Genomic DNA, 11,226 nt, shown 5'->3' with positions numbered 1-11,226 from the left:
CACTAGAAAAGCCCAAGCTGGCCACCGACCAGTTTGCTGAAGTCATCGTCCACGAAGGGCAGAATCGCGTCGGCCAGCGGTTGCAACTGGCGCGTCACGTAATGATCGTAGTCAATCGGCGCGTGACGAATCTCCAGCGGTTCCGGCCCGGCAGTGGTCATCACGTAGCTGATCCAGCCGCCGCTCTGATACTGCTTCGGGCGCCCTTGCTGGTCGTTGTACTCGTCGGCCAGACGCGCTGCGCGAACATGCGGCGGCACGTTGCGCTGGTAGTCGTCGAGCTTGCGGCGCAGTCGCTTGCGGTAGATCAGCAAGTCATCCAGTTCACCTGACAGCGTGCGCTGCACGTAGTCACGCACATACTCCTGATACGGCTGGCGCTTGAAAATACGCAGATACAATTCCTGCTGGAAACGCTGAGCCAGTGGCGACCAGTCAGTGCGGACCGTTTCCAGACCTTTGTAGACCATTTCTTCGGTGCCGTCGGCGCGCGTGACCAGCCCGGCATAGCGCTTCTTGCTGCCCTCCTCGGCGCCGCGCACGGTCGGCATCAGAAAGCGTCGAAAGTGCGTTTCATATTGCAATTCCAGCGCACTGTGCAGGCCATATTCGTTGTGCAGATGCTCACGCCACCACTGGTTGACCTGTTGCACCAACGCCTTGCCGATGGTTGCTGCCTCTTCCTGCCCGCGCGGGCGGCCCAGCCAGACGAAGGTCGAGTCGGTGTCGCCGTAGATCACTGTGTAACCCTGAGCCTGAATGAGGTCCCGGGTCTTGAGCATGATTTCATGCCCGCGCAGGGTGATCGACGACGCCAGCCGCGGATCGAAGAAACGGCAGCCGCTGGAACCCAGCACGCCGTAGAAGGCATTCATAATGATTTTCAGGGCCTGGGACAGCGGCGCGTTGTGTTCCCGCTTGGCGGTTTCGCGTCCTTGCCAGACGCGCTCGACGATGGCTGGCAAGCTGTGGCGCGTGCGGGAAAAACGCGCGCCGCGAAAACCCGGCACCGAGGCGCTGTCCTCAGGGTGACGCAGGCCCTCGATCAGGCCCACCGGATCGATGAGAAACGTGCGAATGATCGACGGATACAAGCTTTTGTAGTCCAGCACCAGCACCGATTCGTACAGCCCGGGTTGCGAATCCATCACGAAACCGCCGGGGCTGGCTTCCGGTAAGCGTTCGCCCAGATTAGGCGCGACGAAACCCTGACGATGCATCAGCGGAATATACAGATGACAGAACGCAGCAACCGAGCCACCGCTACGGTCAGCCGGCAAACCGGTCACTGTGGCGCGTTCCAGCAAGAAGGTCAGCAGCTCGGTCTTGGCGAAGATGCGCGTTACCAGTTCGCAGTCCTTGATGTTGTATCGTGCCAGCGCGGGCTTGTCCTCGGCGAACATGCGGTTGATTTCGTCCATGCGCTGGTAAGGCGTATCGATGGCCTTGCCTTCACCCAGAAGCGTTTGCGCCACGTACTCCAGGCTGAAAGAAGGGAAACTCCAGGTCGCTGAGCGTAACGCCTCGATACCGTCGATCACCAGCCGCCCGCTGATTTCGGCAAAAAAGTGATTGTTACGGCTGCCATGTTCGCGCCAGCCCATCGCCTCTCCGCCGCGCCCGAGGCGCAGGGGCACCTGCAAACGCTGGGCATGCTCATGCAGCACCCGCAGGTCGAACTGCACCACGTTCCAGCCGATGATCGCGTCCGGGTCATGCAGCGCCAGCCAGTCGTTCAGGCGCTCCAGCAACTGCGCGCGGGTGTCGCAATAATCGAGCTGGAAATCCAGCGCCTCGTTGCCGCCGTTGGGCGGGCCGAGCATATAAACCTGACGCTGTCCGCAGCCTTCCAGCGCAATGGAATACAACTCGCCGCGCGCCGTGGTTTCTATATCCAGCGAGACCAGTTTCAGGCTGGGCCGATAATCGGGGGCCGGCCTGATCTGCGCGTCACACAGCACACCCTCGGCATTCGTTGTGCCCGTGAACTGCACCGGGGCCGTGATGAAACGCTCCATCAGGTAACGCTCGGGCGGACGGATGTCCGCTTCGTAGACGTCGACATTACCTCGGCGCAGCAATTTTTCGATGTTCATCAACTGACGATGCTGCTGGCAGTACACGCCCAGCACCGGACGATGGCGAAAGTCGCAGAGCTCCAGAGGGCGCAGCTCCACGCCACGTTCGCTGCGCAACAGGGCACGGGCACGCTCGCCCTGCTCGGCCGGAATGAAGGCCACCGAGGGCTGACAAGGCAGACGGATGTGACGAGGCCCCTGGTCGGTGGCCAACCAGAAGTCGACCTCGGTCCCGGCGGGCGTATCTTGCCAGTGCCGACTCAGGATAAAGCCCTGCGGTAAATCCAACGCTACACCCTCGACGCTACCATCAAGGGACTGATTCTACTTGCCCCCGAGGGTAAAGACGCGGTTGGCGGTCGTTTTCAATGCATATTCAACAGTTGCTGACCATTGATTTCCGTCTATGCCTCTTATCCTGATTTAAATCTTGCCCGATTGCGCGCACTGCACGATTCTGTAGTGGCCATGAACATGCACTACAGTCATTCAGGTCCTTATCCCGGAGAGCGTCATGAAAACCGTTGCCCAACTGCTGAAATTGAAGGACCTGCACAATCAGCAGGTGCACACCATCGGCCCGGATCAGATGGTGCTGGAGGCCCTCAGGCTGATGGCCGAGAAAAACATCGGCGCATTGCCAGTGGTCAACGACGGCGTGGTGGTCGGCGTGGTCAGTGAGCGCGATTACGCGCGCAAGGTGGTGCTCGAGGGGCGCTCGTCAGTGGGTACGCCAGTCAGCGAGATCATGAGCAGCAAAGTCATCACCGTTGATTCGCAACAAACCGTGGAGACGTGCATGGGCATCATGACCGACAGCCACCTGCGTCACTTGCCCGTCGTGGAAAACGGACAGTTGCTGGGCCTGCTGTCCATCGGCGACCTGGTAAAGGAGGCGATAGCCGAGCAGGCCAGCCTCATTTTGGGGTCAATCGACTCTGACTTTTCGATTTTCTTCTCGCCGTCCTTGCCCACCAGAATGACTCGGGTCTTCACCCCTGCGCCCAGCTTCAGTTCACGGATCAAGGCCATGGTCGACTGCGGGTCCAGCGCTTTGCCATCACGTTCACCGATGGTGTTGACCACGGTATACAGCACCATGTTGCGCTGCACGAACGCCTCGCGGTTGGCAGGCTCCTCCAGCGCTTTCTTGAGACTGACCAGCGTGGGATCAAGCGTACTGGGAGCGATGATGATCAAGGGACGCGACTTGCCGCGCTCCTGTGCCAAAGGGCCGTCGCTGTCGGCAGCCAGCGCTGTACCGGCAGCGACAAGCAGGGTGGCGAGGGTCAGGGACCGGATTAACATGGTGGGCTCCTTTCAAATCCATTGGGTAGCCATCGCGCAGACACACGCGATGCCTGTCTCTTCTACCGCATATGGGTCGTCACGGTACAGCCCGGCGTAGTCCTTTTCCTAAATCCGTTTCATCAGGCCGTACGCTTGAGCAACCGCTGACCGACACTGTCGAACGTTGCCGCCAGCCGCTGAACAACCTGCTCCACCTCTGTGGCATCCAGCAGCAAGGGCGGCAGCAGGCGAATGACTTTGCTGCGTGTCACGTTGATCAACAAGCCGTGCTGCTCGGCGGCAATCCGGGTCAAGCCAGGAATGACGTGCTGCAACTCGATGCCGATCATCAGCCCCTGCCCCCGAATCTCTTGCACGTAAGGGTGATCGCCGAGCATGTCGCGCAGCCGGTCGAGCAAATGCTGCCCTTGCAGGCGGGCATTTTCCACCAGCCCCTGCTGCTCGATGATGTCGATCACCGTGCAGCCCACCCGACAGGCCAGAGGGTTGCCGCCGAACGTGCTGCCGTGACTGCCAGGCGTGAACAGACCGGCTGCCTTGCCCCGCGCGAGGCAGGCACCGATCGGCACGCCATTGCCCAGCCCTTTGGCGAGGGTCATGACGTCCGGCACAATGCCTTCATGTTGAAAGGCAAACCACTTGCCAGTGCGCCCCATGCCGGTCTGGATTTCGTCGAGCATCAGCAACCAGTCGCGCCGCGTGCAGCGTTCCCTCAACGCTTTGAGATACCCGGCAGGTGCCAGTTGCGCGCCGCCCTCGCCCTGAATCGGCTCGACCAGTACTGCTGCGATGCGGTGCCCGTGGGTGACGCAGATGTTATCGAACGCCGTCAGATCGCCAAAGGGCACTTTGATGTAATCCCCCGGCAACTTACTGAACCCCAGACGCACTGCTGGCCCGTCGCTGGCTGACAGCGTGCCCAGCGTACGGCCGTGAAAAGCGTTCTCCATCACCACGACCAAGGGCTGCTCGATGTACTTGTGCCAGCCATGCAGGCGCGCCAGCTTGAGTGCGGTTTCGTTGGCCTCGGCACCGGAGTTGTTGAAAAACACCCGATCAAGCCCTGACAGTGCAGTCAGCTTCTGCGCCAGACGCTGCTGCCAGTCAATGCTGTACAGGTTGGAGGTGTGCAGCAACAGGCCCGCCTGCTCGCGAATCGCCTCGACCAACAAGGGGTGCGAGTGCCCTACCCCGGTCACCGCCACACCGGCCACCGCATCCAGATACTCGCGCCCGTCCCGATCCCAGAGTCGGGTGCCCAGTCCATGAGTGAAACTCAGCGCGAGCGGTTGGTAGGTGGTCATCAGGCAAGTGGCGGTCATGACATGAAGCTCCTTGGGTATGTTTCGGTTTTTACAGTATCGTTAACCACCTGTTCTGGATAAACAGCGAAATACTTCAATCATTTTAAAGCCAGGATTGATAATGGATTTATTTCAGGCGATGCGGGTGTATGTAAAAGTTGTCGAAGCGGGCAGCCTGACCGGCGCGGCCCAAGCGTGTTCGATTTCTACCACCATGGTCGGCAATCACCTGCGCGCACTGGAACAGCGCCTGGGCGTCAGCCTGCTGCAGCGCACCACTCGCCGCCAACGTCTGACGGAGTTTGGCACCGCGTATTATCAGCGCTGCCTGGAAGTACTCGGGCTGGTGGCCGAGTCCGAGCAACTGGCCGAGCAGGCGCAGGGCGACCCGACCGGTACTTTGCGCATGACGGCACCGCTGACGTTCGGTTCGGAATCGCTGGCCCCTGCCCTGGTCGAGTTTTCGCGGCGCTTTCCCGACGTCAAACTCGATCTGGTGCTGACCAATCAGCGTCTGGACATGATCGACAATGGTTTTGACGTCGCCATTCGCCTGGGTAACATCGCGCAATCATCACCCTTGATCGCCCGCCCCCTGCAGGACTACACACTGACCATATGCGCTGCGCCAGACTACCTTGCTCGCCATAGTGCACCCGTCCGCCCCGAAGACCTTCGCTCACACAATTGCCTGGCGTTCGCCTACCCGGCAGGCGATGAGTGGCGCACCGCCGGCACCCAGTGGCGTATGACCGGGCCTGAAGGCGAAGTGCTGGTGGATATCGACGGCTCGATGGTGGCCAACACGTCAGCGGGGCTGTATCAGGCGGCCCGCGCCGGACTGGGCGTGGTGATGCTCCCGGATGCGCTGGTCCAGCGGGACTTGCAGGAGGGCCGACTGGTCGCGCTGCTGCCAGGCTATCATCTGCCCAGACGGCCAATGAACCTGCTGTATGTGCAGGACCGTTACCGGCTGCCCAAACTGAGAAGCTTTGTGAAGTTTGCGCTGGGACTTTGGGGACGATAAGGGCTGACGGGGGGGGTTAAACGCAATGCTGCAGCCGGTGCGAGGCATTGCGCCCGCACCGGATGTTTCTGGTTGAAGACTCAGACCTTGAAGCGGCTGACCATGCTCTGCAAATGAACACCCAGACGAGCAAGTTCGACGCTCGACGCGGCGGTCTGCTCACTGGCCGACGCTGTCTGCTCGGAAATATCCCGGACATTCAGCACACTGCGGTTGATCTCCTCGGCAACCGCACTCTGCTCTTCTGCCGCTGCAGCGATCTGATGGTTCATCGTCTCGATGGTCGAGATTGCATGAGTGATGTTGCCGATGGAGACACCCGCGTTGCGCGTCAGCTCCACGCTGTTGGCGGTCAGGGCCTGGCTGTTATCGAGGATAGTCGCCACTTGTGTGGTACGGCTGTGCAGCCCGCTGATCAGCGCTGCAATCTCTTCTGTCGAGGTCTGCGTGCGCTGGGCCAGGCTTCGCACTTCGTCAGCAACGACGGCAAAGCCACGTCCGGCCTCGCCTGCGCGTGCGGCTTCAATGGCGGCGTTGAGTGCCAGCAGATTGGTCTGCTCGGCAACTGCCTTGATCACGTCAAGCACGCCACCGATCTTATTGCTCTCGGTCTTGAGATCATCCATTGCCGATTTGGAAAGCTGAACTTCAGTGGCCAGCTTTTCAATCTGGGTAACAGCCCTCGACACCACGCCATCACCTTCCCGCGCTTCTTTCGAAGCGTTGACTGCCGCATGGGAGGCCTGTTCTGCGTTCCTCGCCACTTCCTGAACGGTTGCAGACATCTCGTGCATGGCCGTGGCAACCTGGTCCGTCTCGCTTTTCTGGCTGTTTACACCGGCACTGGTCTGTTCGGTAACCGCCGATAACTGCTCGGCGGCGCTGGCTATCTGCGTCACGCCATCGCGCAGCCCGCCGATCAGCTCACGCAAGTTGGTCGTCATGCGCAGCATGCTGCTCTGCAACCGTCCAAGCTCATCCTTGCGGGTCACGGCCTGATTATGAGTCAAGTCGCCATCAGCCACGCGCTCGGCCAGTTTCAGTGTGTCCAGCAACGGCCCTACGATCAGGCGGGTGATTATCCATGCCGCTAGAAAACTCACTACCAGCGCTGCAATAAGCCACGCAGATAGCAGCATCTTGGCCTGACTCACGTCTTCAATCCGAAGGTTGACCTGATTGGCAGACAGCTGATCGGCCGACGTAAACAGCGTTCCGATAACTTTGGTGATACCTGCCTGGGCCTGATCGATGGAGGCCTGTGCGGCGGTGAATTGGTTCATGGTGTTCTGGTAGCTGACCAGAGAATCTACAAGATGTTTGGTCGTTGCTGACTGACTGTCGAAGCCTTGCAGACCTTTGACAAAGTTGATGACCGCGTTCATGGATGCTTCTGCAGCCCCCCTGTTCTCGATTTTTAGAGAATAGGTATACCCACGCAGATCAAAGCGCATTTTCTGAAACAGCGTCGTTGCCTGCACAATGGCGTCGCGCTGGGACGCCGTACCCTCATCCGACCTTGCAAACGCATTCAGTTTCTGCAAGTCATCAGCCCCGGCATCGGCGTACTGGCCGAACATTCCCCGGGTCGCTTCTCGTGCGGCAGTCGCCCGCATCAGGTTGTCGTAGTGAACGCGGTATTCCACCAGCGCTTCTGCGGCAGCGTTCACCAGCGGTATGTTCTTTGGGGAGTCGAATACCTTCTGGGCATATTTGACGTGGTCTTCGAGGCGTTCGAGCGCCTTTAACCAGTCGTTGGCACGCTCGGCGTCGTAGTTTATCCAATACGCCAGGCGGGCGATGCGCACGTCACGCGTCAGCGTGCTCATTTTGCCGATGTCGGCAATCCGTTCGCTTCGTTCGCTCAGCGAAGTGATACCGGTCCAGCCCGTCAGCGCAATCAGCACCGTCAGTACGATGACCAGAGCAAACCCCAGCGCTAGCTTGGACCTGACAGAAATATTGCTCAGAGTGTTTTTCAACTTGGGTCGCTCTTGTTAGGTCATCGGATGAATACACGCGGCTGATCCTTGCCGCCCATACAACAAGCAGATGTCGGCAGCGCGGCGGCAAACTTTAAAGTTGGCGCCAATAATTCTTGCTCACAAATAATTCGCGAGTTGCTCTGACGCATATGGCTTTTTCAAACGGGTCAGTTAGCATGGGCGTTTTGCACACACTGAGTATTCTGGAGAACGGCATGAGTTCGGAGTTGACCGCGTCAAGAGTCGCCTTGACGGCTGAGGAGCGCTCTGCAATTGCCGAGATTGAGGCAACGACCAACGTACTGCGGCTTGTTACCCGACTGACCGGCATGCGCTTCGCGGGTATCTCGAAGTTTACCGAGACGGACTGGATAGTCTGCTCGGTGTATGACCCGACCGGCCTCGGCATCGAAGACGATGATGTGTTCGAACTTGAAACCACGCTGTGCAGCGAGCTTTGCACCAAACCTGAAGCACTGTTCATCCCGCAGATCAGCCAGAACGCCTGGTACGCGAATCGCCCGGTGGTAAAACAGTTTGCCATCGAAAGTTATGCAGGCGTGCCTATCTTCCTTCCGGACGGGCAGCTTTATGGTGCGCTGTGCGCTCTGGATTCACACGCGACGTTGTTTGACGACCCCGACCTGGCTGAAACGCTTACCCTGTTTGCGCGACTGATCGGCTGTATTTTCTTTGCCAATATTGCCGAACCCGGCCCTCACAGCCGCTGACTCGTCAATGAGCGCAGCTTGCACCCGGTCAGAGCGGGTTCGGCTGTTCTATAACTGCGTACATGTGCACGGGTTCGAGCATTGCGCTGCTGAACTGGCTGTCATCGAGTAACGGCGAGTGTCGAGGCGAGACATGCCTGGATGAGTTTTCCCGGTTCACGGGAGTGTCCAGCGTCAGATCAATCCCGAAATGAGGAAATGGCTCCTGGACCACCCAGCCTCCGGCAGCCAGAACCAACAGTAAAATCACACCCGCAATAGGCTCTTTAGGTCCGCACATGACTGCATCTCCTGTCCGGTAAAACAATTCGTTTCAAAATGAGCGGCTCAGTATGGACGCCGGGAAGTCGCTCGCATGTCGCAGGCCGACGGGTCACTCGAACGGCTCTTCGCCCTGCAATTTGGTGCGATGCATCATCCGCCCGCATGCCGGGTCGTAAGCTTCCGCGCGATGCAGGGTGCCCGTGTTGTCCCAGATCACCAGATCACCGACCTGCCATTCATGGCTGTAACTGAACGCCTCGGTCGTGGCCCACTCGCGCAAGCCCACCAGAATCTGCGCACTTTGCGCCAGGCTGACACCCAGCACCTGCTGTGCGGTACAGCCCAGAATCAGCGATTTGCGACCGGAGCGGTGTTTCCACACCAATGGCAGCTCCTTCTCGCCAATGGCCTGCATGGCGCTGAGCATCGCAAGGCTCGGCTCGGGATTGTAATAGAGTAATGACGCCCAGGGTGCATGAATGACCCGGAGGTATTCGTAACGTTGTTTGTCGGCGCTCGACAGGCCTTCGTAAGCGGCATAAGTGTTACAGAACCCCGTATTCCCGCCCCAGGTCGCCGTCGCCTTGCAGGCCAACAGCGACGCCAGAATCGGCGTATCGCTGCTGGTGCCGTCGATATGCCAGTAAAGCGAGCCCTTGAGAAACTCCGCGCCCGCCGGATTTTCTTTCACATCCAGAGTGATTTTGGTGATGTTTTGCCCGTCACTCGCCTCCGGGGCAAAGGTGCCGAGCGTGCGAGTGAAGGCAATCTGCTCAGCGTCTGTAAAGTGAATCTGCGGAAACACCAGCACACCCCGCTGCTCCAGCAACTCACGAATTTCCCCGGCGTATTCGCCTGACAGCAACGCCTGCTTGCCGGCGAAGACGCGCGTGCCGATGCCTGGCTTGATGGGCTCCTGAAATGATCTGGCATTCGAAGTGGCTAACATGATGCGACCCTCTTCATAAGTGAACACAACGGTACGCTTATGAAAGATAGCGCGCAACATCTTATTGCGCATGCTGGCCGCAACCGTCGTTTGGGCTTTAAACTCCTCAGCCCGTTTCAATTCAAGGAATGAATCCACGTGCACATGCCCGCGCCCAAAGTCGTCATCCAGCGCCTGACCGACGCCAATCTGGAAGGTGTGACCGCCTTGTACAACCAACCAGCTGTCTGTCGTCAAGTACTGCAGATGCCCTACCAGTCAATTGATGTGTGGCGCAAAAGGCTGGCGGACAGCACTGAACGCCATCTGAAACTGGTCGCTCTGAATGACGGCGAGGTGATCGGCAACATAGGCCTGGAGCAGTATGCACGCAGCCGACAGAGCCATGTGGGCGCGATCGGCATGGGCGTCGCATCAGCCTGGCAAGGCAAGGGCGTTGGCTCAATGTTGCTTGCAGCGGCGCTGGATGTGGCGGACAACTGGATGAATCTGCACCGTGTTGAGCTGACGGTGTATGCCGACAACGAAGCCGCGCAAGGTCTCTATCGCAAGTTTGGTTTCGAAGTCGAGGGTCGCCTGCGCGACTACGCCGTGCGCGATGGTGTGTTCGTCGATGCCTTGAGCATGGCGCGACTGAGATAAGTACCGCGCTCGACTGCGCTTGAGCTATGACTGAAAGCATGCAAGGTTCAGCCCATGAATCAGATTCCTCGAAGCAACCGACATCACCATCACGGCCCCTATCCAAGGCGCTGCGGTTGCTTGTGCTCATCGATTGATCAGACTTAGATCCATGTTCTGACCCGATCAGTGAAACAGACCAAGGCGCCTCAGGCGCCTTTTTTATTGCCTGTCGATTTTCACCTGAAAATTGTTTCACCACCTGCAAACCAACGGAGATCACCCTTATGACCATGTTACGTGGAACCCGTATCGTGACCGGACCAGAAGCCGCCATCCTGCGTGAAACGGAAAATCGTTTCCGGAGCTGTCTTCATCGAAGCGGGCGCTGAAGAAGCCATCGTCCCGGCATTATGGGGCCAGGACACCTTTGTGGAAAAAGCCGGCGGCAGTGAAATCATCGGTCAGATGTGGGCCTTCAATGACAAGGCCGGGCGCGCCTGCTGCCTGATCCCGGAGGCGACTGCGCTGTTTCAGGAGCGCAGCGAAATACTTCTGAATGGACGCAGCGAAGGGCTGTTTTTCTACGTAGCACGCTGTTACCGCTACGAACGACCGCAAGCCGGGCGTTATCGGGAATTCACTCAGTTGGGGCTGGAAATTCTTGGCCCCTCACCGCAACAGGCATTGCTGCGCAGCCAGGCAATCTGCACGGGCTTTCTCGACTCGCTGGGGCTGGATTACGAACTGAATGTCGCCGTCAAACGGGGCCTGAGTTACTACCTGGAAGGCAACGGCTTCGAGGTGCGCTGTCCGGGCCTGGGTGCGCAGCAGCAGGTGGTCGGTGGCGGCGCCTATCGTGAGGGGGCCGGGTTCGGCATCGGGCTTGAGCGGTTGGTGCTGGCGCTTGGGCTTGATCAATAACGGTCATCTGATTGGTAACCGGATGGGCGCGC

The 11,226-nt window shown here is 59.0% G+C and carries 9 protein-coding genes and 3 pseudogenes; 5 read left to right on the top strand and 7 right to left on the bottom strand.

The window, feature by feature from the left end:
• Positions 1–2: 2 nt before the first annotated feature.
• Complete coding sequence (locus ABJ99_RS00690) at positions 3–2,366, bottom strand: DNA polymerase II (RefSeq protein ID WP_054084174.1); 2,364 nt, start codon at positions 2,364–2,366, stop codon at positions 3–5.
• A gap of 226 nt (positions 2,367–2,592) precedes the next feature.
• Here ABJ99_RS00690 and ABJ99_RS00685 point away from each other — a divergent pair.
• Positions 2,593–3,000, top strand: a pseudogene (locus ABJ99_RS00685) (CBS domain-containing protein); the annotation flags it as partial.
• On the opposite strand, the pseudogene ABJ99_RS00680 reads toward ABJ99_RS00685, so the two are convergent.
• Together ABJ99_RS00680 and ABJ99_RS00675 are read right to left on the bottom strand one after the other, a co-directional pair.
• Positions 3,000–3,386: pseudogene (locus tag ABJ99_RS00680) on the bottom strand (DUF4174 domain-containing protein); the annotation flags it as partial. The pseudogenes ABJ99_RS00685 and ABJ99_RS00680 overlap by 1 nt on opposite strands.
• Positions 3,387–3,508: 122 nt before the next feature.
• A complete protein-coding gene (locus tag ABJ99_RS00675) occupies positions 3,509–4,711 on the bottom strand; it encodes an aspartate aminotransferase family protein (RefSeq protein ID WP_054084173.1) in 1,203 nt (400 codons plus the stop codon).
• Between the two features lie 103 nt (positions 4,712–4,814).
• Here ABJ99_RS00675 and ABJ99_RS00670 point away from each other — a divergent pair, with 103 nt between their 5' ends.
• On the top strand, positions 4,815–5,720 hold the full coding sequence (locus ABJ99_RS00670; RefSeq protein ID WP_054084172.1) for a LysR family transcriptional regulator: 906 nt from the start codon (positions 4,815–4,817) through the stop codon (positions 5,718–5,720).
• Between the two features lie 80 nt (positions 5,721–5,800).
• Here the strand turns inward: ABJ99_RS00670 and ABJ99_RS29690 are convergent, their stop codons facing one another.
• Positions 5,801–6,514: a methyl-accepting chemotaxis protein gene (locus ABJ99_RS29690; protein WP_412032772.1), complete on the bottom strand. Its 714-nt coding sequence runs from the start codon at positions 6,512–6,514 to the stop codon at positions 5,801–5,803.
• A 141-nt stretch (positions 6,515–6,655) separates the two neighbouring features.
• Positions 6,656–7,627: pseudogene (locus ABJ99_RS29685) on the bottom strand (methyl-accepting chemotaxis protein); the annotation flags it as partial.
• A 293-nt stretch (positions 7,628–7,920) separates the two neighbouring features.
• Between ABJ99_RS29685 and ABJ99_RS00660 the strand changes: the two are divergent.
• Positions 7,921–8,436 carry a GAF domain-containing protein gene (locus ABJ99_RS00660; RefSeq protein ID WP_054084170.1) on the top strand — a complete coding sequence of 172 codons (516 nt, stop codon included), beginning with the start codon at positions 7,921–7,923 and terminating at the stop codon, positions 8,434–8,436.
• 28 nt (positions 8,437–8,464) lie between these two features.
• Here ABJ99_RS00660 and ABJ99_RS00655 read toward each other — a convergent pair whose 3' ends face one another.
• Complete coding sequence (locus ABJ99_RS00655; RefSeq protein ID WP_054084169.1) at positions 8,465–8,716, bottom strand: hypothetical protein; 252 nt, start codon at positions 8,714–8,716, stop codon at positions 8,465–8,467.
• A gap of 93 nt (positions 8,717–8,809) precedes the next feature.
• Positions 8,810–9,649, bottom strand: a complete 840-nt coding sequence (locus ABJ99_RS00650; RefSeq protein ID WP_054084177.1) for a TauD/TfdA dioxygenase family protein — start codon at positions 9,647–9,649, stop codon at positions 8,810–8,812.
• 138 nt (positions 9,650–9,787) lie between these two features.
• On the opposite strand from ABJ99_RS00650, the gene ABJ99_RS00645 reads away from it, so the two are divergent.
• Together ABJ99_RS00645 and ABJ99_RS00640 are read left to right on the top strand one after the other, a co-directional pair.
• Positions 9,788–10,291 (top strand): GNAT family N-acetyltransferase, encoded by a 504-nt coding sequence (locus ABJ99_RS00645; RefSeq protein WP_054084168.1) that lies wholly within the window; start codon positions 9,788–9,790, stop codon positions 10,289–10,291.
• Between the two features lie 321 nt (positions 10,292–10,612).
• A complete protein-coding gene (locus ABJ99_RS00640) occupies positions 10,613–11,194 on the top strand; it encodes an ATP phosphoribosyltransferase regulatory subunit (protein ID WP_054084167.1) in 582 nt (193 codons plus the stop codon).
• The last annotated feature ends 32 nt before the right edge of the window (positions 11,195–11,226 follow it).

The sequence above is a fragment of the Pseudomonas syringae pv. cilantro genome, assembly GCF_001293775.1.
Lineage (GTDB): Bacteria > Pseudomonadota > Gammaproteobacteria > Pseudomonadales > Pseudomonadaceae > Aquipseudomonas > Aquipseudomonas syringae_P.
This window is presented reverse-complemented; position numbering and strand designations above follow the sequence as displayed.